Genomic DNA, 22,644 nt, shown 5'->3' with positions numbered 1-22,644 from the left:
GGGCTCCTACCGGGGCGGGATCTGCGAAGATCTGGGGATATGAACGGAGTAAGCACGATGAATGGAAGGTTCGCCCTTGTCCTGGCCCTTGCCTTGGCCGCGTCCGCGCCGTCGCTGCACGCGCAGCAGCCATCCGCCCAGGGCCAGCCGACCGATGCCCAGGCCGTTGCCGCCGAGCGGGTGTGGCGCAACTACCAGCAGCGCATCGCCGTGCTGCTGGCTGAAACCGGCCAGCCGCGCGACCTGGCGCTGGCCGCGGTGCTGCGCGACATGGCCACCGGCATGGATGCCGGGGGCGGGTTCCCCGATGACGCCACCTCGAACGCCTGGCGCCAGGCCGCCGCGCAGGGCGCCGGCGCCGACGTGATCGCCAACTCGATGCTGATGATGGGGTCGGAGTCCGCCGCCGCGCTGCGCGAACAGGCGGCGCAGCGCTGGGCCCGGGCCGAGCCGGACAACATCGCCCCGCGGCTGCTGCTGGAGGACGGTGCGGACGCCGTGTTCGCCGAAGCCCGCGGCCTGCGCCGCTTCGACCTGCACATGTACGACCAGGTGCGCTGGATCCAGTCGGCCCTGCTGCGGCACCCGCCCAGCGCCACGGAGCGCGCGGTGATGTTCGGCGACGACGGCGGCACGCTGGAGGAGTACGCGGCGATCAGCGCGATGGCGCTGTGGGCGGCGGTGGCGATGCCGTCGCTGCAGCCGCTCACCCAGGGCTGCGAGGACGGCGCCCTGCGCTCCACGCCCGGCCGCGCCGCCGACTGTGCCCACCTGGCCCGTGTGCTGGTGGATCATTCGGACAGCAGCCTGGGGCGGATGGTGGGCATCGGCATGCTCGGGCAGATGGCGGGCAGCGCGTCCGAGCGGGCCGAAGTCCAGGCCCTGCAGCGACGCACGGACTGGCAGATGCTCGAATGGGGCCGCATCTCCAGCCAGCAGCCGCGCGATGGCGCGCCGCAGTTCGTGCGCCTGCTGGCCGACCCGCAGGTGCGCACCGAGCAGGATCTGATCGAACGCATCCTCGCCGAAGCGGGCGTGCCGCTGGATCCGCCCGCGGGCTGGCAGCCGCCGCGCCGCTAACCGACGCGTCACGCGGCTTCGCGCGCATGGCGCGCTCCTGCCCGGCGGTCCAACCCCGGCCCTGTCTGGCCCGCGTCATTCGTGGCGCAGGGCGGCGATGGGATCGAGCTGGGCGGCCTGGCGGGCCGGGTAGACGCCGAAGGCCAGGCCGACCAGGGCGCAGAAGGCGGCCGAGAGCAGGATCGGGATCGGCGCCCACGCCACCTGCCAGCCGGCGAACGCGGCAATCAGGTAGGCCAGCACCGCGCCGAACACCAGCCCCAGCAGCGCCCCGCTGACGCAGATCACCGTGGCCTCGCGCAGGAACTGGGCGATCACGTCGCGCCGCCTGGCGCCCAGCGCGCGCAGCAGGCCGATCTCGCGCCGGCGCTCGAGCACGTTGGCCAGCATGATGTTCATGATCCCGATGCCGCCCACCACCAGGCTGATCACCGCGATCGCGCCCATCACCACCTGGAAGATGCGCTGGGTCTGCTGGTGCTGCTGGAACAGCTGCTGCGGCACCACCAGCTGGTAGTCGGCGATGCCGGCGTGGCGGTTGTCGAGCACCGCGGCCAGCACCCCGGCGCCCGCGGCCAGCCCGGCCGGGTCTTCCAGGCGCAGCAGGAACCGGTCGATCTCGTCCTCCTGCGGCTGGAAGCGCAGCCGCGCCCGCGCGCTGGACAGCGGCAGGTACACGCTGTTGCTCTCCCCGCCCAGCTGCACGCCCTCGAAGCTGTCGCGGCCCAGGTCGCGGTCGGCCAGCACGCCCACCACCTCCAGCCACACGTGGTTGACCTTCACCAATCCGCCCACCGCGTTGCCGGCGGGGAACAGGTCGGCGGCGGCCTGGTGGCCGAGCACCGCCACCGCGGCCAGCGCCGCCTCGTCGTCCGCGTCCAGCGCGCGCCCGGCCGCCACCTGCAGCGAGGACAGCCGGAACCAGTCGGCGCTGACCCCGCTGGCCTGGGCGTCGCTGCGGCCGTGGTCGCTGAACACCGAGTGGGTGCGCACCCGCTTCTCGGCCGCATGCGCCTGCGCCCCCGGCACCACCGCCAGCGCCGCCTCGGCGTCGGCCACGGTCAGGCCCAGGCTGCGCAGGCGGGTTTCCTTCAGCGTGGCCTCGTCCTGCTGGCGCGCCTCGGCGATCAGGTTGTGCAGGCCCAGACCTTCCACCAGCCGCAGCGCCTCGCGCCGGCTGCCCTCGCCCACCGCCTGCATGGCCACGATCGCGCCCACGCCGAAGATCAGCCCGAGCAGGGTCAGCAGGGTGCGCAGGCGCCGCCGCCAAAGCTCTTCGACCGCCTCGCGCCAGATCGGCGGCAGCCGCGACATCAAAGCGTTCATGGCGCCTGCTCCCCATCGGCCGGGGCGGAGCCGCCGGCCTCGTCTTCCGTCGCGGCCGGCGTCAGCAGCTCGGCCGGATCGCCGCCCGGGCTGAGCAGCACCACCTCGCCGGCCTCAAGCCCCGACAGCACCTGCGAGCGGGCGGTGCCGCGCATGCCCAGCTCCACTTCGCGCTCCTCGAACCCGCGGCCCTTGCGCACCTGCACCAGGCTGCGCCCGTCGCGCTGCCGCACCGCCACGTTGGCCACGCTCAGCGCCGGCTCGCGCAGCAGGAACACCCGCGCGGCGAACTGCTGCCCCGGCACCAGCCCGAACTCGGCGATCCGCTCGGCCGGCACCGGCGCGCGCATCGACAGGTAGCGCACCGGGTTCTGGCGGTTCTTGGCGGTGGCCGCGCTGGCCACCCAGCTCAGCTGGCTGGTGATCACCTGCTCCGGGTGTCCGATCGGATGCAGCTCCACCGCCATCCCGGCCGCCACGCCCTGGGCCTCGATCTGCGGCAGGTCGATCTCCACCTCCATCGCCGAGGTGTCGGGCAGGCTGCCGAACTCGGTGCCGGCGAACAGGTTGGCGCCTACCGCCGGCTTGTCGCCCGACCAGTTGGCGGTCAGCAGCAGCACGCCGCCGTTGGGCGCGCGCAGCTCCAGCGCGTCCAGGTCCTCCTGGCGGGACTGGGCGTTGATGTCGTGGGTGGCGCGCTGGGCGTCCAGCACCGCCAGCTCGGCGCCGCCGCGGGTACCGGACTGGTCGCGCTGCCATTCCAGCACGTCCTGGCGGGTCTCCAGGAAGCGCGCGTCCTCGATCGCGTCCAGCGCCTGGTTGCGGGCGATCGCCGACAGGTCGGCCTCGGCGTAGCGGCGGGCGATGCCCAGCTGCACCGCCACCTGCGACAGATCCACGTCGACCCGGCCGATGGAGGCTTCCAGTTCGCCCTCCTTGGCCGCGCGCGCGAGCGCATTGCGCTGCAGTTCGATCAGCGCCTGGGCCAGCTGCTGCTCGCTTTCCTGGGAGGAGAAGCGCGCCAGCAGGTCGCCCTCCTTCACGACGCTGCCCTCCTCCAGCATCCACTCCACCCGGCGCGACGACCAGTTGCGGCCGGGCACCGTGAGCGGGGTGGGCTTGGCCGAGCGCAGTTCGCCTTCGCCGCCCACGCTGAGTACCAGCTCGGTATCGGTGACCACCTCGGTGGCGGCGGGCAGGGTGTCCTGGCCGCAGGCGGCCAGGGCCAGGGCCAGGGCGAGGACGAGCGGGAGCGCGGTGCGCTTCATTGCGCCGCCTCCGTGCCGCCCGCGGCCAGCTCCACCCGCACCGACTGGCCGGGGCGCAGCTTCGCGGCCGGGTCGTCCAGCTCGATCTCAAGATCCAGCACCGGGATCGGCTGCACCTGTGACTTGCTGCGCACCGCGCGGCCGATCGCCGCCACGGTGCCGCGGTGCACGCTGCCGCCGCCGCCCTCGACCACGATCCGCGCCGGCGCGCCCACCGCCACCCGCAAAAGATCGCGCTCGGGCAGTTCGGCGCGCACCGCCAGCGAGGAGGTGTCCGGGATCTCGGCCACGGTCTGGCCCAGCCACACCTGCGAGCCGACGTCGAACTTCTCCCCGCTCCAGCTGCTGCGGTGCATCATCACCCCGGCGCGCGGCGCGGGCAGGTTGAGCGCCCCCAGCGAGGCCTGCAGGCGCGTGACATCGGCTTCCAGCTGGGCCAGCTCCGACGCGGTGAGCCGGCGCTCCTGGCGGCGCTGTTCGGCGGCCAGCGCCTCGCGGCGTTCGGCCAGCGCGGCGCGGCGCTCGGCCTGGCGGCGCTGCTCCACCAGCTTGCCGTATTCCAGCGCCGCCACCAGCTCCTCGGGCTGCTCGGTCTTGCGCTGGGCCTTCTCCAGCTCCGCGCGCGCCGAGGCCGTGGCCAGGCGTTCGCTGCGGGTGCGCTCGGCCAGATCCAGCTCCAGCTTCTCCAGCTCGCGGCGCTTGGCCTCCAGCTGGCTCTGCTTCTCGGCCAGCTCGCGGGCCACCTGGCTGCTGTCGAAGGCCACCACCATCTGGCCTTCCTCCACCGGCGCGCCGTCGGGCGCGAGCTGGGTGATGTTGAACTGCCACATGCGGTCAACCGCAGGCGGCATCAGCGGGGCGGTGCGGCGGGCATAGACCTCGCCGTCGATGCGCAGGGTCTGCGGTGCCTGAGCGGCCACCGGAATGGCCAGCAGCAGGGCCAGCAAAATGGCGGCGATGCGCGCGTTCACCGGCCGGCTCCCGCGTCCGCATCCGCGCTGGCGGTCGGCCCGGCCACCACCCGCACGCTCATGCCCGGCAGCAGCCGCAGGCCGTCGGCGTCGAACTCCACGTCCACGCTGAACCAGCGGCCCTCGCCCCACTCCGGGCGCCGCTCCGGCGCGCCGGACACGCCGCTGATGGTGCCGTCCACGCCCCGCCCGGGCAGGGCGTCGAAGGCCAGCCGCACCGCCTGGCCGGCGCGCAGTGCGGCGCGGTCGGACTCGAGCACCCACGCCTGCACCCGCATGTCGCCGCCGCTGACGACCTCGCCGGCGGTGCTGCCGGGCATGGTCGAGGAGCCTTCGTCGATGCGCCCGCCCAGCCAGTTGTTGTTGAAGCCGTGAACCACGATGCCGTCGCGGTCGGCGCGCACCTCGGCGGTCTCCACCAGGGCGGCGTGGTAGTCGCGCTGCACGGTCAGCTTCTCCACTTCCAGCGCGCCGTCGGCGCGGCGCCGCTGCACCGCTTCGCGCGCGGATGCCAGCTCGCGCTGCTTGAGCGCGGCCTCGCGCACGGTGCGATCCAGTTCGCCCTGGTGGCGGTCGTAGTCCAGGCCGGAGATCAGGTCGGCCGGGATCGACGCGTCCAGCCGGGCGATCGCCAGCTCCGCTTCCGCGTCCACCAGTGCCAGCTCCGCGTCCACCGCGGTGACTTCCAGCTCGGCGATCTCCTTGGCCACCCGCGCCTGGGTCTGTTCGATCTGCGCCTCCAGCTCCGGGATCTGCGCCGCCGACTGGCCCGGATCGATCCGCAGCACCACCTCGCCGGCCTTGACCGGATCGCCCTCGGGGATGAAGAAGCGGATGACCACCGGCGAGGAGTTCGAATGCGGGGTGATGATCTGCTGCGCGTCCACCGCGCGTACCTCGCCGGTCAGCACCAGGGTGCGCGCGAGTGCGGACGGCGCGAGGCAGGCGGCGGCCAGCGCCAGCGCGGCGGCAAGCTCAGTGCACCGGCGCATGGGTCGCTCCGTCGAATTCGATTTTCCCGTCGCGCAGGCGCACCTGGCGCGGGGCGCTGGCGGCCACGTCCTGGTCGTGGGTCACCAGCACAACGGTCTGGCCGCTGGCGTGGACTTCGCCGATCAGCGCCAGCACGTCGGCGGCGCTTTTTGAATCCAGGTTGCCGGTGGGTTCGTCGGCCAGCAGCAGGGCCGGCCGGAGCAGCAGCGCGCGGGCGATCGCCGCGCGCTGCATCTGCCCGCCGGACAGCTCGTTGGGCCGGTGGTCGCGGCGCTCGGCCAGGCCCACCCGGTCGAGCAGCTCCAGCGCATGCGCGTGGGCGTCGGCCGGCGGGTCGCGGTGGAAGCGCAGCGGCAGCAGCACGTTCTCCAGCACCGTCAGGCGCGGCAGCAGGTGGAAGCTCTGGAACACGAAGCCGATGCGCCGGTTACGCATGTCGCTGGAGTCTTCGTCGTTGAAGCTGGCCACGTCGCGGCCTTCGATCAGGTACTGGCCGTCGCTGGGGTGGTCCAGGCAGCCCAGGATGTTGAGCAGGCTCGACTTGCCCGAACCCGACGGCCCGGTGATGGCCACGAACTCGCCCGCGCCGATATGCAGGTCAACGCCTGCCAGCGCATGCACGGTCTGCCCGCTCATCGCGTAGCGGCGCTGCACGTTGCGCAGTTCGATCATTGCATCCCGTCCCCTGGGGCACCTTCCCTTGGAACATCGTGACCGCGGATCGTTCCCGGCGCCATAGGCCGGAGGTTGGGCCGCGTGCCTGCACGCAGCCGGCGGGGGCCTGTCCGCGCATGCGCTTGCAATGGTGCGGGTTTGACCCGGCGGCACAATGCGGTGAATCTGGACGTCGCGTTTTTCCACGCAAGGAGGCTGTACGCATGGGCCTGGCTAGTCAGCCGGTACGGTTCGCCCGGCCGCCCACGCCCGCAGCCCTTCCACCTGCTCGCGCATCACCACCGACAGCGGGCGGGTGGCCTGGATTTCCTCCAGCACCAGCTCCCCGTCCAGCGGTCGGTCGGCCGCATGCGCGGCGTACAGCGCCGACACCACGGCCTGTTCGATTTCGGCGCCGGAAAACCCCTCGGCCGCGGCGGCCAGGGCTTCCAGGTCAAACCCTGCAGGCTCGAACCCGCGCCGGGCCAGGTGCAGGGAGAACACCTCGGCGCGCACCTCGGAGGTGGGCAGGTCGACGAAGAAGATCTCGTCGAAGCGCCCCTTGCGCAGCAGCTCGGGCGGCAGCTCGCGCACCTGGTTGGCGGTGGCGACGATGAACACCTGCGACTTGCGCTCGGCCATCCAGGTCAGCAGGTACCCGAGCACCCGGCGCGACACGCCGCCGTCGCCCTCCCCGCCGGAGGCGATGGCTTTCTCGATCTCGTCGATCCACAGCACGCACGGCGCAAGCTGCTCGGCCGACGCCAGCGCGGCGCGCAGGTTGGACTCGCTCTCGCCGTGGTACTTGGCGTACAGGGTGCCGAAGTCCAGCCGCACCAGCGGCACGCCGAAGCCGCCGGCCACGGCCTTGGCCAGCAGGGACTTGCCGCAGCCCTGCACGCCCAGCAGCAGCATGCCCTTGGGCGGGTCCAGGCCCGGTGGCGGTTCGGCTTCGGTGAACACGCGGCGGCGCTGCTCGATCCAGCGCTTCAGGCGGCGGGCCCCGGCCACGTCTGCAAACCGCGCGGTGTCGTACTCGTAGTGCAGGTGGCCGCTGCGGTTGAGCAGCTCGAACTTCAGCCTGGCCAGCTGTGGCAGGTCGCGCTCGTCCAGCGCGCCGTCGTCGAAGATCAGCTGGCGGGCGATCCGGCGCGCGTCGCCCAGGCCCAGGCCCTGCAGGTTGCGCACGATCCGCTCCAGCGCCTGCGGGTCCTTCTCCACCCGCCGGCCGCCGTGCTCGGCGGCGTAGGCCTGGGCCTGCTCGATGACCATGCGCCGCAGCGCGGCGGCGTCGGGCAGGCGCGGGCGGTAGCGCACGGCCTTGGCTTCCAGCTCCGCCGGTAGTTCCACCTTGTGGCCCACCAGCACCAGGGTGTGCGGCAGGCAGTCGCGGCGCTGCAGGATGTCGCGCAGCTGGCGCTGGCTGCCGGCGTAGTCCAGGTAGGGGTGGAAATCCAGCAGCAGGTAGACGCCGCGCTGGTCGGCGCCGCGGATGGTGCGCAGGGTGGTGCCGATGTCGGCGGCCACCTCGGCCGGATCCTCGCCGTCCAGGTCGATCCGGCGCAGGCCCTCGGTGATGCTCCAGCGGTACATCGCCCGCCACACCCGGGTCAGGGTCTGGCGGAACATGTCCACCACCCGCGGCTCGTCGGGCGTTTCGATCACGATCAAGGGGGTGCCGGCGCGGATCAGCGCGGCCAGGTCCTGCATCTCGCCCATCGCGGCCAGGAGGATCGTGGAAAAGGTGCGAAACCATAGCAGACCCGCGCTCGCGGCCGTCGCCCGCCCGGTGTAACCTCGCGGAACCTGTCCTGCCGGAGGTTGCGGATGAAAACGGTTCTGGTGGCCAGCTCCAAGGGCGGCGTGGGCAAGACCACGATCGCCACCCATCTGGCCGCGCACGCGGCGCTGTCCGGCCACAACACCGTACTCATCGACGGCGACCCGCAGGGCTCGTCGATGCGCTGGGCCGAGCGGCGCTCGCCGATGGAAAGCGCGGTGCTGGCGATCGACGGCAGCCAGCGGCGCAAGAAGGCCTGGAAGTCGGTGCCCTCCGACGCCGGCCAGGTGGTCATCGACGGCGCCGCCGGGGCGATGGGACCGGATCTGGAGATCTGGCTCGACCATGCCGACGCGGTGGTGGTGCCGGTGCTGCCCTCCACCCTGGACCTGGACGCCACCGTGCCCTTCCTCAACACCCTGCTCGACCACCCGCGGGTGCGCAGCAGCCAGCTGCCGGTGGGCCTGGTGGCCAACCGCCTGCGGCCCTGGACCAACGCCTCCCAGCGGGCGGTGGAAGCCATCGGGCAGTGGCCCTACCCCACCGTGGCCGAGCTGCGCGACAGCCAGGCTTACGTGGTGCTGGTGGGGCTGGGCAAGAGCCTGTTCGACTACCAGTCGCGCAAGGCCCGCGAGCACCAGGAAGACTGGGCGCCGCTGCTGCGCTGGCTGAAACGCTGAGGCCGGAGCCCGAACCCATGCGCGAACTGATCCTGCTCCGCCACGCCCACGCCGAACCGGCGCTGGCCGGGCAATCCGACCTCGACCGCCCGCTGTCGCCGGACGGCCACGCCGAGGCCGAGGCCGCCGCGCGCTGGCTGGCCGACCAGCGCCTGGTGCCCGACTGCGCGCTGTGCTCGCCGGCCCGCCGCACCCGCGAAACCCTGGAAACCGTGCTCTCGGTGCTCGGCTACGTCGACCAGCGGCTTGAGCAGCAGGTCTACGAAGCCACCGCCGGCACCCTGGCCGGGCTGCTGGAGGGCTACCGCGAGGTGGATCGGCTGCTGCTGGTGGGCCACAACCCGGGCCTGGAGCGGCTGGTGGCGCTGCTGCACAGCGGCCAGTCCACCGAGTTCCGCGGCATGCCGCCGGCGGGCATCGCGGTGCTGGAGTTCGCCGCCGAGGGGTCGATCGAGCCCGGAACCGCCGCCCTGTCCGCGTTCTGGTGGCCGTGAAGGCCCATGCCGGCCTGCTGAGCCTCTGCCTGCTGCTGCCCTTTCCGGTCCCGGCCGGGGACGGCAGCGGACGGGATCTGGAAATCGATGCCGCCACCTCGCAGGTGGGCTTCACCCTGCGCACGCGCTGGGGGCAGGCGCTGGAAGGCAATTTCCCGGCCTGGCGCGGGACGGTGGTGGCGATGCCCGGCGGGGAACGCCAGGTGCGCATGCGGGTGGACGCGCGCGAGGTGGAGATCGTCGGCCACCCGCGCTACACCCGGGTCACCCGCGACGAGGGTTTCTTCCACGTGCAGCGCTGGCCGGAGATGGAGCTGCAGTCCGATCCGTTCCCGCCCGGGCTGCTGCTGCAGGGTGGTGAGCTGACCGGCATCGTCGGCATGCGCGGGCTGCGCCGGGAGGAGGTGTTCACGATCACGCCGGCCAGCTGCGAACGCCCGCTGCTGGACTGCCCGGTGCTGGTGGAAGGCGAGGTATCGCGCCGCGACTACGGCATGGATCGCTGGGCGCTGGCCCTGGGTGACCGGGTGCGCTTCCACCTGGTCCTGTGGGCGCGCGAGCCCGGGGCGGCATGAGCGTGGCGCGGCGATGGCTGTGGCTGGCGCTGCTGCTGCCGGCGCTGGGCGGATGCGCTGGGCTGTCGCAGCTCGAGCGCGAGCAGGCCGTGCACATCGCCACCCAGGCGCGCGATGTGGCGGTGGACTGCGACCAGCCGGACACCGCCTGCGCGCGGCCGTCGCCGCTGCGCGCGCTGGCGGTGCAGGCGCATGCGCGCAGCGCGCCGGCCGCGCCGAGCCACCAGGTGCTGCTGCTCGACTACGGCCAGGACGCGCTGGTCGCGCGCCTGGACCTGATCCGCGCGGCCCGCAGCAGCATCGACCTGCAGTCCTACATCTTCGACGAGGACGACGCCGGCCGGCTGGTGATCGACGAGTTGCTGGGCGCGGCCAGGCGCGGGGTGAAGGTGCGGGTGCTGGTGGACCAGCTGTCGGCATTGCGCCACGTGGACACGCTGGCGGCGCTGGCCTCGGCGCACGTCAACTTCCAGTTCCGCATCTACAACCCGGTGCTGGGGCGGGCGCGGCTGAGCTATCCGCAGTACGTGCTGGCGGCGGCCTGCTGCTGGCGCCAGCTCAACCGGCGCATGCACAACAAGGAGTTCCTGGTCGACGGCATCGTCGGCATCACCGGCGGGCGCAACTACCAGGACCGGTATTACGACTGGGACCCGAACTTCAACTTCCGCGACCGCGACATCCTGGTCGGGGGGCCGGTGACGGCACGGATGGCGGAGAACTTCGAGGCGTTCTGGAACTCCCCGCGCGCGGTGCCGGTAGCCGAACTCAAGGACGTGGCCCGGCGGCTGCTGGACAAGGGCGCGGTGCAGCTGCCCGCGGCGCAGTACCGGATGCCGCAGCGGGTGGCGGCGATCTCGCGCGACGCGGATGACGCGCAGCTGGTGTCCGAGCGCCTGGCCGGGGCCGCGATCAGCGTCGGCGAGGTGGAGTTCATCGCCGATCCGCCGGAAAAGCACCGCGCTGCCTGGGAGGAAGACGCCCCGGCCACCGTGCGCCTGCGCGAGATCATCGAAGGGGCACGGGAGGAAGTCCTGATGCAGACGCCCTACCTGGTGCTCTCGCAGCCGGCGCGCGAGATGTTCGCCGGCCTGCGCGCGCGCGAGGACGGGCCGCGGGTGGTGATCTCCACCAACAGCCTGGCCGCCACCGATTCGTTCCTGATCTACGCGATGTCCTACAAGTTCCGGCGCCGGCACCTGCGCGACCTCGGCTTCCAGATCTACGAGTACAAGCCCTTTCCCCTGGATGCGCCGGTGGACGTGGACGCCACCGGGGCGGTCGACATCGCGATCAATCCCGATGGCACGGTGCAGGTGCAGACCCGCGATGCCGGGCCGGGCGTGACCGTGGAACCGCAGGCGGCGCAGGGGCAGGCGCAGTGGCAGGGCGACGGCGCGGGGCCGACGTCGCCGCGCACCACCCCGCTTGATCGCGAATACGCTGCGCTGCGCTGGGCCGGCATCGGCGTCAACGAGCCGGTGCCGCTGCGCCGGGCAGGGGTGCGGGTGGGCGTGCACTCCAAGTCGATCGTGGTGGACGAGCGCATCGGCGTGGTGGGCACCCACAACTTCGATCCACGCGGCGACAACCTCAATACCGAAAGCGCGGTGGTGATCGAGGATCCGGCGTTTGCGCGGGCGCTGGCCGCAAGCATCCGCCGCGACATGGCCCCGGAAAACTCGTGGGTGATCGCCCCGCGCGACCGGCCGCCGGTGCTGTCGGGGCTGGGTTATTCTGTGGGCAAGGTGTTCGAGCACCTGCCGCTGTTCGATTTCTGGCCGCGGCGCTACGCCACCAGCTACCAGTTCGTGCCCGGCCCGGAGTGTCCGCTGCCGCCGCCGATGGCCAGCGACGCGGACTTCCGCCAGTGCCACGAGCCGGTGGGCGACTTCCCCGAGGTGAACCTGGGCTGGCGCAGCATCCTGACCCGCATCAGCACCGCCTTCGGGGCCGGGCTGGTGCCGATTCTGTAGTTTTTTCCGGGGGGGATGACTTCCAGCACATGTCGCTTTGCCTTGGTGTTGTACTATACCAGCACACCGGAGCACTAAAGCTCCCTTGCCCCCGAGGAGAACGCCATGAACGCCAGCTTCCAGATCCCCGCTTCCCAGCCTTCCCGCCGCGCCGCCCGCACCACTGCCCCGATGCGCGAACACCGCGGCCGTGAATTCGGCGTCGGCTATGGCAGCAGCAGCGGCTACGCCCGCCGCGGAAGCTATGCCCCCAGCGGCCCGGCCGCGCGCTTCCGGGTCTCCTGATTCCCCCTGTCCGCCGCCGGCCGCGAGGCGTGCAAGCGCACAGCCTGCTGGCCGGCGGATGCGGCGCCCGCTATCTTGCCGGGGATGAACGACTCCACCGCCGCCCCCCCCGCCCCCTCCCCGTTCCGCCGCGCCACCACGCTTGACGCGCTCAACGCCAGCTCCCGTGGCACCGCCATGGAGCCGCTGGGCATCGTGTTCACCGAGATCGGCCACGATTTCCTGCGCGCGACCATGCCGGTCGACGCCCGCACCCACCAGCCCTACGGACTGCTGCACGGAGGGGCCTCGGTGCTGCTGGCCGAGACCCTGGGCAGCACCGCCGGCATGCTCTGCGTGGACGAGGGCCGCGCCTGCGTGGGCATCGAGATCAACGCCAACCACCTGCGCGGCGTGCGCAGCGGCACCGTCACCGGCACCGCCCGGCCGCTGCACGTGGGCCGCAGCACCCAGGTGTGGGAAATCCGCATCGAGGACGCGGCCGGGCACCTGGTCTGCGTCTCGCGGCTGACCCTGGCGGTGGTGCCGCTGCCCGCGGCCGCGCGCTGATGGAGCGATCCGGACAGGCTGCGCGCGCTGCACCGCGCGCCGGCGGCGGCGTGGCGCGCATGTTCCGCTACGCATACCGCTTCCCGATGCTGGCCTGGCACGTGCTGGTGCACCTGCCGCCGGTGATGCTGGTGCTCAGCCTGCCGCTGGCACGCGTGCGCCTGGCCAGCGGCGAGTCGCTCGGGCACCGGGTGACCCGGGCCTGGCAGGGTGGGCTGATGCGGGTGTTCGGCTTCCGCCTGCGCCGGATCGGCATGCCGGTGGAAGGTGGGGTCATGTTCGTGGCCAACCACGTCAGCTGGGTCGACATCCTCGCCCTGCACAGCCAGCGCATGATGGGGTTCGTGGCCAAGTACGAGATCAGCCGCTGGCCGCTGGTGGGGTGGATGGCGGCCAAGGGCGAGACCATCTTCCACCGGCGCGGCAGCCAGGAATCGCTGGGCGACGTGACCGGGGAAATGCAGGCGCGGCTGCGCGCGGGGCGCTCGGTGGGGGTGTTCCCCGAGGGGCGCACCCGCGGCGGCGACGAGGTCGGGCCGTTCCACGCCCGGATCTTCAGCGCCGCGGTGGATGCGGGGGTGACGGTGCAGCCGGTGGCGCTGCGCTATGGCGAGCACGGCGATGCGCAGATGGTGGTGGCGTTCGCGCCGGGGGAGCACTTCGTCGGCAACTTCCTGCGCCTGTTGGGCGAGCCGGGGCGGCTGGGCGACGTGATCTTCCTGGAGCCGATCGATCCGGTGCAGGCCGGCAGCCGCCGCCGCGTGGCCGAACTGGCGCGTGAGCGGATCGTGGCGGCGCTGGCCGGGGAACATGGCTGAGGCGATGTCCGCGCAGGCGGCCACGGCGGCAGCGCCGGACTACGCGCCGCCGCGCTGGCTGCGCAACGCCCACCTGCAGTCGGTGCTGGGCACCAGCGGCTGGCGCCGCCGGCGCGGCGAGCTGGCGCTGGCCGCCACCGGGGCGCAGACCACCGCGCATATCGTCGACGGCGGCGGCGGGGTGCGCCTGCACGGGCTGCACAGCGCGGTGCCGGGCGGGCCCTCGCGCGGGCTGGTGCTGCTGCTGCACGGCTGGGAGGGCAGCAGCGATTCGAGCTACATGAGCCTGGGCGCGGCGCAGCTGCTGCAGCGCGGCTTCGAGGTGTTCCGGCTCAACTTCCGCGACCACGGCGATTCCCACCACCTCAACCCGGATCTGTTCCACTCCAACCTGATCGACGAGGTGGTGCACGCGGCGGTGGACGTGGGCCGGCGGTTCCCGGCCCGGCCGCTGCTGGCGGGCGGCTGGTCGCTGGGCGGCAACTTCGCCCTGCGCCTGGCCCTGCGCGCGCCGGCCGCGGGGCTGCCGCTGGCCGGCGTGGCCGCGGTGTGCCCGGTGCTGGATCCGGCGCTGACCCTGGTGCAGATGGAGCGCGGGGTGCCGATCTACCTGCGCCACTTCGAAAACAAGTGGCGGCGCTCGCTGCTGCGCAAGCGCGAGCTGTTCCCGGACCTGCACGACTACGACGACGACACCCTGAAGCTGGGGATGCGCGAGCTGACCGAGCGGCTGGTGCTGCGCAATACCGCCTTCGGCAGCCTGCAGGCGTACTTCGACGGCTATTCGATCGCCGGCGAGCGCCTGTCCGGGCTGCAGGTGCCCGCCGCGGTGCTGACCAGCGAGGACGACCCGGTGATCCCCGCCGACGGCTTCCGCGCCCTGCGCCTGCCCGCGCATGCGCGGCTGGAGATCGCGCCGTGGGGCGGGCACTGCGGCTTCATCGAGAACGCCCGCCTGGACGGCTACGCCGAGCGCTGGATGGCGGCGCGGATGGCCGCCGGGATGGAGCGCGCCGCCGGCTGAGCGCGGCGGCCGGGCTTCATTACAATGGCCGCCCGCGCCGTATGGCGGTTGACCGGCCCATTCCATGCACGAACAGATTCTTGACGCCCTGCGCCGCGGCGCCCACGACCAGGCCCAGGCGCTTGCCCGCACGGCCATCGAAGCCGACCCGGGTGACACCGTGGCCTACCGCATGCTCGCCCAGGCCCTGCGCCTGGGCGGCGAGCACCAGGCGGCGCTGGCGGCGATCGACCACGCGATCTCGCTTGCCCCCGATGACGCCGACCTGCATTTCCACCGCGCCGGCGTGCTGCTGGGCAGCCGCGAGGTGGCCCAAGCCCGGCAGGCGCTGGAGCAGACCCTGGAGCTGGATCCCAACCAGCTGGGCGCCTATCTGATCCAGGCCCAGATCGCGCTGGGCAGCGGCGACCTGGACGAGGCCGAGCGCAAGGCGGTGGTGGCCGGGCGCATCGCCCCCGAGCACCCGGTGCTGCGGTCGATCCAGGCCATGGTGGCGCTGGGCCGGGGCGACAAGGCCGGCGCGCTGGCGAAGGTGTCGCCGGCGCTGGAGCAGGCCCCGCAGGACGTCGAGGTGCTCAACGCCGCCGCCTTCATCTATCTGGCCAACGGCCACCTGGCGTTCGCCGAGCAGGCGTTCCGGCGCCTGCGCGAACTGCGCCCGGGGCACCACGCCCTGCGCCGCGCGCTGGCTGAGCTGCTGTACCGGCAGCAGCGCTTCGAGGAGGCGCTGGACGAGATCGAGCCGATGCTTGAGCTGCCGGAGCACGCGTCGCCGGAAGGCCGCCGCTTCGCCGGCCACCTGGCCATGCGGATCGGCCAGCCCGAGCGCGCGCTGCGCTGGCTGCGCGGCGCGCTGGCGGCGATGCCCGCCGATGAGGCCACCCTGGACATGGCGATGCAGGCCTGGAGCCGGCTGGGTGATCCGGACGATGCGCGCAACGCGCTCGAGGCGCTGCTGTCGACGTCGCCCGGGGTCGACCTGCTGTGGCGGGCGCGGCTGTCGGTGGAAACCACGCCCCAGACGCGGGCCGGGGTGCTGGAGCGCTGGCTGGCCGCACGGCCGGACAGCATCGAGGCGCGCGAGGCCCAGGTTGGCCGGCAGGCCGCGGAAGGCGACCAGGCCGGGGCCGAGGCGACCCTGCGCGGGATCCTGGAGCTGGCTCCGGATCACGAGCCGGCGCAGGGCCGGCTGCTGGACATGGTGGCGGCACGTGATCCCGCCGAAGCGGTGACGTTCGCCCGCGGCCTGCTGGACAAGGCGGGCGCCGATACCCCCCGCCAGTGGGCGCTGCGCCGCTGGCTCGGGCGCGCCTGTGACCTGGCCGGCGACCACGCGGGTGCGGCGCAGGCGTGGAGCGAAGGCCAGGCCGAGGCACAGGCCCGGCACGCGGAGCGCCTGTTCGCGTTGCCCGCGGTGACTTCCGCCGATGCGCCCCGTGCCGACGCGGCTGATGTGCCGGCCGATGCACCGGCCATGGCCTTTCTGACCGGCCTGCCGGGGTCGGGCGTGGACAGCGTGGCCCGGCTGCTGGATCGGGTGGTGCCGGTGTTCCGCGCCGACCGCTTTGGCCCGCGGCCGCCGGTCGACCCGCTGCAGCGGCTGGATCTGCCCGCCGCGCTTGCCGATGGCGTCGTGGACGCGGCCGAGGTGGCTGCACAGTGGCGCCAGGCGCTGCCGGCCCGCGGGCTGGCGCAGGACGGCCCGGTGATCGACCTGCTGCCGCACTGGGACAACATCCTGCTGGACGTGGTGCGCCCGCACCTGCCCCAGGCGCTGCTGCTGTTTGCGCTGCGTGACCCGCGCGACATGCTGCTCGACTGGCTCTCCAGCGGCGGCCACCTGCCGCTGCGGATGGGCACCCCGGCCGAGGCCGCGGGCTGGCTGGCCGCCGCGCTCGAACACATTGCCGTGCTCGACGAGCAGAAGCTGCACCCGCACGTGCTGCTACGCCTGGACGACACCATCAACTCGCCGCCGGAAATGGCCGGGCCGGTGGCCTCCGCACTGGGTATCCAGCTGCCGGTGCCGCCGCAGGGGCTGTTCGGCACCCAGCGGTTCGCGGCCGGGCACTGGCGCAAGTACGCCGGCGTACTTGCGGACGCTTTCGCCGTTCTTTCACCGGTGGCGGTACGCTTGGGCTATCCCAAGAACTGACCGCGAGGACATTTCATGCGCATCCGCAGCGACAGCTTTGAGCACGGCGGCAGCTTCCCCGAGGAGTTCGCCCTGGGCACGCCGGACGGCTTCGGCGGCAACCGCAACCCGCACCTGGCCTGGGACGGGGCGCCCGACGGTACCCGCTCGTTCGTGCTGATGTGCGTGGATCCGGACGCGCCGACGGTGGCCGAGATGGCCGGCAAGGACGGTGTGGAGATCCCGGTGCACCAGCCGCGCGCCGACTTCGTGCACTGGGTGATGGCCGACATCCCGGCCGGCGTGCGCGAGGTTGCCGCCGGCAGCGCCAGCGACGGGGTGACGAAGGCGGGCAAGCAGGATCCGGCCGGGCCACAGGGCGCGCGCCAGGGCTTGAACGACTACACCGGCTGGTTCGCGGGCGACGCCGACATGGGCGGCGACTGGTTCGGCTACGACGGCCCCTACCCGCCCGGCAACGACCTGCGCATGCACCGCTACTTCTTCCGCGTGTTCGCGCTGGATGCGGAGAAGCTGGAGCTGCCGGAGCGCTTCACCGCCGCCGACGTGCACCGCGCCATGCACGGCCACGTGCTGGCCGAGGCTGCGACCTACGCCAACTACAGTCTCAACGACAAGGTCCGCGCGGCCGGCTGAGGGTTGCCGGCCACGCAGGTTTCCTGCGCGGGACGCGCCCCTACTCGATTGCGGATTCGACCGTCATGTCGTGGACATAGACGATCGAGGAGGCATCGGCGGGCGCCGGGTCGCGCGCGTAGCGGTCCACGCGCAGCACGGTGCGCACGCCGGGCTGGTGCTCGAAGCCTTCGATGTCCTCGTACAGCACCTGCCACTCGCCCGGCTCGCCGGCCTTCAGCCCGGCTTCGTCGTAGAACACTTCGCGCACGCGCAGGCATTGCATGTCCGCGATCAGCGGGTGGTTGCAGTCCACGCGCTGCGAGGCGACCTCAAGGAACATGCGCTCGCCCGGCCCGCCATGGCGGGTGTCGGCGGTGGGCAGGCCGTCGAACACAAGCCGCGCGCCGCCGGCGGCGGTGAGCTCCAGGCGCGGCGGATCCGAATCCCGCGTCGCCAGCCCCAGCTCCCCCTCCAGCAGCCTGCCGATCGCCGCGTCCTGATCCATCAGCGGCTGCGCGCAGGCCATCTGGGTCTGCATGAGCGTGCCGATCCGCAGCGCGTCGCCGTCCTGTTCGTAGCTGCCGCCGATGCCGTTGCAGCCGCCGGTCACCGACACGCGGCCATCGCTGAAATCGAGCTGCAGCGGCCGGTCCGGGTTGCCGAACAGGGCGTCGATGCGTTGGCCGTCGGCGTCGACGGCTTCGGCCAGCTGCCAGTGCCAGGCGTCGAGCCGGCCGGCGGACGTGGCGGGCGCGGCATTCGCGGCATCCGCAGCGGGGGTGGCGGATGCCTGCGGCGGGTCACCGGCAGGCGGGGCAGGCGTGCAGGCCGCGAGCGCGAGCGCCAGCGGCGCTGCAACAAGCGCCGGCAGGGACAGGGAACGGTTCATGCGCAGACTCCAGGGTCGGGGGATACCGGGGAGAACGTACACCAATCCCGAACGGGGTTGATCGCGCCCGCCTGCGCGCCGGCCGCTCAGCTGCCGGAGTGCATGAACAGCAGCAGCGCCGCGCCCAGGATGATCCGGTAGACGGCGAAGCCGGTGTAGCGGTGCTTGCGGATATAGCCCAGCAGCCACTTCACCACCAGGAAGCCGGTGACCGTGGCGGCGGCGAACGACAGCGCCACCTGATCCCAGGCCTCGTCGCCCAGGCCGCCTTCCAGCCACAGTTCCAGGAACGCGTAGCCGCTGGCGGCGAACATGGTCGGGATGCCGACCAGGAACACGAACTCGGTGGCCGCCGAGCGCCGGGTCAGGCCCGCCAGCATCGCCATGAAGATCGCCGCCGCCGAGCGCGAGGTGCCGGGGAACACCCCGGCCACCACCTGTGCCAGGCCCACCAGCACCGCCACCGTCCAGGTCACGTCGGTGCGGTCGCCGCGGCGCTCGGAAATGCGTTCGGCCAGGATCATCCAGATCCCGCCGATCACCAGCGCCCAGGCGATCGGGGTCACCGTCTCCGGCAGCTCCCAGCCCGCCAGCCGCACCGGCAGCCCGACCGCGGCGGTGACCGCAAACGCGGCCACCAGCTTGATCGCGTAGTCGCGGTTCTCGCGCCGATCCAGGCCGGTGACCAGATCCCAGATCCGCTGCCGGAACACCAGGGTGATGGCCAGGATCGCGCCGGCCTGGATCACGATGTTGAAGAAATCCGAGCGCGGCCCGAGCCAGTGCTGGGCGATCAACAGGTGCCCGGTGCTGGAGACCGGCAGGAACTCGGTGAGGCCTTCGATGATGCCCAGCAGCAGGGCGGCGAGCAGGTCGGACACTGGCGTGGGCGCGGTTGGGCGACGGGCAAGGATACGCGATCGCAGGGCCGGGTTCGGCCGGGTGTTGCGCCGCACCATAACGGTGCAGCCCCATGGCGGGCGGGCCAATGTGGTGCACGGAGGGCGTCCGCGGGGATGAAATCCACAACGGATCAGTCACTTGCGGAACGAAAATGGTTGGCACGGCCCTTGCGGTACCTCTCCGGTATTCCCAACCCAAGCCCGAGGCCCCCGTTCCATGTCCTTCGATAACGTCGAAAAGCTCACCAGCGACCACCGGATCGAATTCATCGACCTGCGCTTCACCGACATGCGTGGCGTCCAGCACCACGTGACCTACCCGGCCTCGATCATGGAGCCGGCCCTGTTCGAGGACGGCAAGATGTTCGACGGCTCCTCGATCAACGGCTGGCGCGGCATCCAGAACTCGGACATGGTCCTGCTGCCGGACGCGTCCACCGCCTTCGTCGACCCGTTCGCGGCCGATCCGACCCTGGTGCTGACCTGCGACATCCTTGATCCGACCACGATGCAGTTCTACGAGCGCGACCCGCGCGGCATCGCCCGCAAGGCCGAGGCCTACCTGAAGTCCAGCGGCATCGCCGACCAGGCCTTCTTCGGTCCGGAGCCGGAGTTCTTCGTGTTCGACTCGGTGCGCTACGGCAACGAGATGGGCCACACCTTCTTCCACGTCGACTCCGAGGAGGCGCACTGGAACTCGGCCCGCGAATACGAGCACGGCAACAGCGGCTACCGCCCGGGGATCAAGGGCGGCTACTTCCCGGTGCCGCCGGTGGATTCGCTGCACGACATCCGCGCCGAGATGTGCAAGACGCTGGAGCAGGTCGGGCTGGAGGTGGAGGTGCACCACCACGAGGTGGCCAACTCCGGGCAGTGCGAGATCGGCACCCGCTTCAACTCGCTGGTGGCCAAGGCCGACGAGCTGCAGACGCTCAAGTACGTGGTCAAGAACGTCGCCTTCCGCAACGGCAAGACCGCCACCTTCATGCCCAAGCCGCTGGTCGGCGACAACGGCAGCGGCATGCACGTGCACCAGTCGCTGGCCAAGGGCGGGGAGAACCTGTTCACCGGCGACGGCTACGGCGGCCTGAGCCAGACCGCGCTGTGGTACATCGGCGGCATCTTCAAGCACGCGCGCGCGATCAACGCCTTCTCCAACGCCTCCACCAACTCCTACAAGCGCCTGGTGCCGGGCTTCGAGGCGCCGGTGATGCTGGCCTACTCGGCCTCCAACCGCTCCGCCTCCTGCCGCATCCCCTACGTGCCCAACCCGAAGGCGCGCCGGATCGAGATGCGCTTCCCCGACCCGATGCAGTCCGGTTACCTGACCTTCGCCGCGCTGATGATGGCGGGCCTGGACGGGATCAAGAACCAGATCGACCCGGGCGGGCCGAGCGACAAGGACCTGTACGACCTGCCGCCGGAGGAGGAGAAGGACTTCCCGACCGTGTGCCATTCGCTGGACCAGGCGCTGGAGGCGCTGGACGCCGACCGCGAGTTCCTCAAGGCCGGCGGGGTGTTCACCGACGACTTCATCGACGCCTACATCGCGCTGAAGATGAAGGAGGTCACCGCGTTCCGTTCGGCAACGCACCCGCTGGAATACCAGATGTACTACGCCGTCTGAGCGGCTGATGGGGAAGGACGGGCCTGGCGCTCCGTAGCGCCGGTCCACGGGATTCCGGCACCGGGGAAGGGTGCCGGACGACCGGCAAGCCGCCGCAGAGCGGCCGCCGGCCAAGGGAAGCGACGGGAGGGTTCCACAACGAGGGACCTGCGTCATGTACCTGGAATCACAAGCAAGGGGAATCGGGCCGGCGCCACGCGCATCGTGCGCGCAGCACCCGGATGAAACGACTGGACGGGTTGGCCCGCGCGCACGGTGTGCCGGGCCGCCGCCGCGTGCGCGGCATTCGGACGGAGGACTCGCATGAAACTGATCGTCGCCATCATCCGCCCCTTCAAGCTCGACGAAGTGCGCCAGGCACTGGGCGAGATCGGGGTGAAGGGCCTGACCGTCACCGAGGTCAAGGGCTTCGGCCGGCAAAAGGGACATACCGAGCTGTACCGCGGCGCCGAGTACGTGGTCGATTTCCTGCCCAAGCTGAAGGTCGAGTGCGCGGTGGCCGCCGACGACCTGGAGGCCGCGCTGGAGGCGATCGCCAACGCCGCGGGCACCGGCAAGGTCGGCGACGGGAAGATTTTCGTCATCGGCCTGGAGCAGGCCGTCCGCATCCGCACCGGCGAAGTCGGCGTCGACGCGCTTTGACCCAACAGGAGGAGTCCGGAAATGAATGAGGTATTCGACAGCGGCAACGTCGCCTGGATGCTCACCGCCACCTTCCTGGTGCTGCTGATGGTGGTGCCCGGCCTGGCGCTGTTCTACGGCGGCATGGTGCGTTCGAAGAACGTGCTCTCGGTGCTGATGCAGGTGCTGGTGGTGTATTCGATGGTGATCCTGGTGTGGGTGGTCTACGGCTACAGCGCCGCGTTCACCGACGGCAACGCCTTCTTCGGCTCGTTCACCGAGAAGGCCTTCCTTCGCGGGATCACCGCAGACAGCGATGCCGATGGATTACCTGAATTCCTGTTCGTGGTGTTCCAGTCCACCTTCGCCGGCATCACCACCGCGCTGATCGTCGGCTCCTTCGCCGAGCGGATGAAGTTCACCGCGGTGCTGCTGTTCTCCCTGATCTGGGTCACCTTCGCCTACCTGCCGATGGTGCACATGGTGTGGAGCGGCGACGACGGCTTCCTCGCCCACCGCGGCGTGCTCGATTTCGCCGGCGGCACGGTGGTGCACATCAACGCCGGCGTGGCCGGGCTGGTGGGTGCGTATTTCCTCGGCCGGCGACTGGGCTACGGCAGCGAGGCGATCAAGCCGCACAGCGTGCCGTTCACCTTCATCGGCGCGGCGCTGCTGTGGGTGGGCTGGTTCGGCTTCAACGCCGGCTCGGCGCTGGCCGCCAACGGCGAAGCGGCGCTGGCGATGATCAACACCATGGTTGCCACCGCGGCGGCGGTGCTGGCCTGGAGCCTGGTGGAGGCCATCGGCAAGGGCCGGCCCTCGGCGCTGGGCGCGGCCTCGGGTGCGATCGCCGGCCTGGTCGGGATCACCCCGGCGGCGGGCACCGTGGGGCCGATGGGCGCGCTGGTGATCGGTCTGGCGGCGGGCGCGATCTGCGTCTGGGCGGTCGGCGGGCTCAAGCGCCTGTTGCGCGCGGACGACAGCCTGGACGTGTTCGGCGTGCACGGGGTGGCGGGCATCGTCGGCGCGATCCTCACCGGCGTGTTCAGCGCGCAGTCGCTGGGCGGCACCGAGGCCGACCTGGCCATCGGTGCCCAGGTATGGGCGCAGACCTTCAGCGTGCTGTTCACCATCCTCTGGTGCGCGGCGGTCACCGCGCTGGCGATGCTGGCGGTGAAGTTCACCATCGGCCTGCGGGTCAGCGGGGAAGACGAGCGACAGGGCCTGGACATCGTTTCCCACGGCGAGTCGGCCTACGAAAACTGAGCAGTACGTCACCTCCCCCACGAGGTGGTGCGGGCGGCGGAGGGATCCGCCGCCCTTTTTTTGTGGGCCGCTTTGACGACGGTGCGAACGCAG

The 22,644-nt window shown here is 71.8% G+C and carries 22 protein-coding genes; 14 read left to right on the top strand and 8 right to left on the bottom strand.

What is annotated here, in order from left to right:
• Nucleotides 1-57: 57 nt before the first annotated feature.
• Nucleotides 58-1,080, top strand: coding sequence for a hypothetical protein (locus ACOZ90_RS02685; protein WP_422892093.1), 1,023 nt, complete (start codon nt 58-60; stop codon nt 1,078-1,080).
• A gap of 75 nt (nt 1,081-1,155) precedes the next feature.
• On the opposite strand, the gene ACOZ90_RS02680 is transcribed toward ACOZ90_RS02685, so the two are convergent.
• The 6 genes from ACOZ90_RS02680 to ACOZ90_RS02655 form a co-directional block, all read right to left on the bottom strand.
• A complete protein-coding gene (locus ACOZ90_RS02680; protein WP_422892092.1) occupies nt 1,156-2,406 on the bottom strand; it encodes an ABC transporter permease in 1,251 nt (416 codons plus the stop codon).
• Nucleotides 2,403-3,674: an efflux RND transporter periplasmic adaptor subunit gene (locus ACOZ90_RS02675; protein WP_422892091.1), complete on the bottom strand. Its 1,272-nt coding sequence runs from the start codon at nt 3,672-3,674 to the stop codon at nt 2,403-2,405. Before ACOZ90_RS02675 ends, ACOZ90_RS02680 begins: the two co-directional genes overlap by 4 nt.
• Nucleotides 3,671-4,645: an HlyD family secretion protein gene (locus tag ACOZ90_RS02670; RefSeq protein WP_422892090.1), complete on the bottom strand. Its 975-nt coding sequence runs from the start codon at nt 4,643-4,645 to the stop codon at nt 3,671-3,673. The genes ACOZ90_RS02675 and ACOZ90_RS02670 overlap by 4 nt, the downstream gene beginning before the upstream one ends.
• Entirely contained in the window at nt 4,642-5,637 is a 996-nt protein-coding gene (locus ACOZ90_RS02665; RefSeq protein ID WP_422892089.1) for an HlyD family secretion protein, read from the bottom strand. Before ACOZ90_RS02665 ends, ACOZ90_RS02670 begins: the two co-directional genes overlap by 4 nt.
• Nucleotides 5,621-6,310 (bottom strand): ABC transporter ATP-binding protein, encoded by a 690-nt coding sequence (locus ACOZ90_RS02660; protein WP_422892088.1) that lies wholly within the window; start codon nt 6,308-6,310, stop codon nt 5,621-5,623. The genes ACOZ90_RS02665 and ACOZ90_RS02660 overlap by 17 nt, the downstream gene beginning before the upstream one ends.
• Nucleotides 6,311-6,526: 216 nt before the next feature.
• A complete protein-coding gene (locus tag ACOZ90_RS02655) occupies nt 6,527-8,011 on the bottom strand; it encodes an AAA family ATPase (RefSeq protein WP_422892087.1) in 1,485 nt (494 codons plus the stop codon).
• Between the two features lie 108 nt (nt 8,012-8,119).
• On the opposite strand from ACOZ90_RS02655, the gene ACOZ90_RS02650 reads away from it, so the two are divergent.
• From ACOZ90_RS02650 to ACOZ90_RS02605, 10 genes are all read left to right on the top strand, one after another.
• A complete protein-coding gene (locus tag ACOZ90_RS02650; protein ID WP_422892086.1) occupies nt 8,120-8,752 on the top strand; it encodes a nucleotide-binding protein in 633 nt (210 codons plus the stop codon).
• Nucleotides 8,753-8,769: 17 nt separating this feature from the next.
• On the top strand, nt 8,770-9,246 hold the full coding sequence (locus tag ACOZ90_RS02645; protein ID WP_422892085.1) for a SixA phosphatase family protein: 477 nt from the start codon (nt 8,770-8,772) through the stop codon (nt 9,244-9,246).
• Nucleotides 9,237-9,821 carry a YceI family protein gene (locus tag ACOZ90_RS02640; protein ID WP_422892084.1) on the top strand — a complete coding sequence of 195 codons (585 nt, stop codon included), beginning with the start codon at nt 9,237-9,239 and terminating at the stop codon, nt 9,819-9,821. Before ACOZ90_RS02645 ends, ACOZ90_RS02640 begins: the two co-directional genes overlap by 10 nt.
• Entirely contained in the window at nt 9,818-11,797 is a 1,980-nt protein-coding gene (locus tag ACOZ90_RS02635) for a phospholipase D family protein (protein WP_422892083.1), read from the top strand. Before ACOZ90_RS02640 ends, ACOZ90_RS02635 begins: the two co-directional genes overlap by 4 nt.
• A gap of 105 nt (nt 11,798-11,902) precedes the next feature.
• Nucleotides 11,903-12,082, top strand: coding sequence for a hypothetical protein (locus ACOZ90_RS02630; RefSeq protein WP_422892082.1), 180 nt, complete (start codon nt 11,903-11,905; stop codon nt 12,080-12,082).
• 177 nt (nt 12,083-12,259) lie between these two features.
• Nucleotides 12,260-12,631, top strand: coding sequence for a hotdog fold thioesterase (locus ACOZ90_RS02625; protein WP_422892411.1), 372 nt, complete (start codon nt 12,260-12,262; stop codon nt 12,629-12,631).
• Nucleotides 12,631-13,449, top strand: a complete 819-nt coding sequence (locus ACOZ90_RS02620) for a lysophospholipid acyltransferase family protein (protein WP_422892081.1) — start codon at nt 12,631-12,633, stop codon at nt 13,447-13,449. Before ACOZ90_RS02625 ends, ACOZ90_RS02620 begins: the two co-directional genes overlap by 1 nt.
• Nucleotides 13,442-14,473 (top strand): YheT family hydrolase, encoded by a 1,032-nt coding sequence (locus ACOZ90_RS02615; RefSeq protein WP_422892080.1) that lies wholly within the window; start codon nt 13,442-13,444, stop codon nt 14,471-14,473. Before ACOZ90_RS02620 ends, ACOZ90_RS02615 begins: the two co-directional genes overlap by 8 nt.
• Nucleotides 14,474-14,537: 64 nt before the next feature.
• Complete coding sequence (locus tag ACOZ90_RS02610) at nt 14,538-16,628, top strand: tetratricopeptide repeat protein (RefSeq protein WP_422892079.1); 2,091 nt, start codon at nt 14,538-14,540, stop codon at nt 16,626-16,628.
• A gap of 15 nt (nt 16,629-16,643) precedes the next feature.
• Nucleotides 16,644-17,264: a YbhB/YbcL family Raf kinase inhibitor-like protein gene (locus ACOZ90_RS02605; protein WP_422892078.1), complete on the top strand. Its 621-nt coding sequence runs from the start codon at nt 16,644-16,646 to the stop codon at nt 17,262-17,264.
• A gap of 40 nt (nt 17,265-17,304) precedes the next feature.
• Here ACOZ90_RS02605 and ACOZ90_RS02600 read toward each other — a convergent pair whose 3' ends face one another.
• Nucleotides 17,305-18,135 (bottom strand): DUF4377 domain-containing protein, encoded by an 831-nt coding sequence (locus ACOZ90_RS02600; RefSeq protein ID WP_422892077.1) that lies wholly within the window; start codon nt 18,133-18,135, stop codon nt 17,305-17,307.
• A gap of 86 nt (nt 18,136-18,221) precedes the next feature.
• The gene (locus ACOZ90_RS02595) at nt 18,222-19,016 is read right to left on the bottom strand and encodes an undecaprenyl-diphosphate phosphatase (RefSeq protein ID WP_422892076.1); all 795 of its coding nucleotides are present in this window, start codon (nt 19,014-19,016) and stop codon (nt 18,222-18,224) included.
• 238 nt (nt 19,017-19,254) lie between these two features.
• Here ACOZ90_RS02595 and glnA point away from each other — a divergent pair, with 238 nt between their 5' ends.
• The 3 genes from glnA (at nt 19,255) to ACOZ90_RS02580 (ending at nt 22,551) form a co-directional block, all read left to right on the top strand.
• Nucleotides 19,255-20,664, top strand: a complete 1,410-nt coding sequence (gene glnA / locus ACOZ90_RS02590) for a type I glutamate--ammonia ligase (protein WP_422892075.1) — start codon at nt 19,255-19,257, stop codon at nt 20,662-20,664.
• 303 nt (nt 20,665-20,967) lie between these two features.
• A complete protein-coding gene (locus tag ACOZ90_RS02585) occupies nt 20,968-21,306 on the top strand; it encodes a P-II family nitrogen regulator (RefSeq protein ID WP_422892074.1) in 339 nt (112 codons plus the stop codon).
• A gap of 21 nt (nt 21,307-21,327) precedes the next feature.
• Nucleotides 21,328-22,551: an ammonium transporter gene (locus tag ACOZ90_RS02580; RefSeq protein ID WP_422892073.1), complete on the top strand. Its 1,224-nt coding sequence runs from the start codon at nt 21,328-21,330 to the stop codon at nt 22,549-22,551.
• The last annotated feature ends 93 nt before the right edge of the window (nt 22,552-22,644 follow it).

Source organism: Luteimonas dalianensis, assembly GCF_049339425.1.
Taxonomy (GTDB): domain Bacteria; phylum Pseudomonadota; class Gammaproteobacteria; order Xanthomonadales; family Xanthomonadaceae; genus Luteimonas; species Luteimonas dalianensis.
The sequence above is the reverse complement of the archived record's forward strand: the minus strand, read 5'-3'. Positions and strand labels throughout refer to the sequence as shown.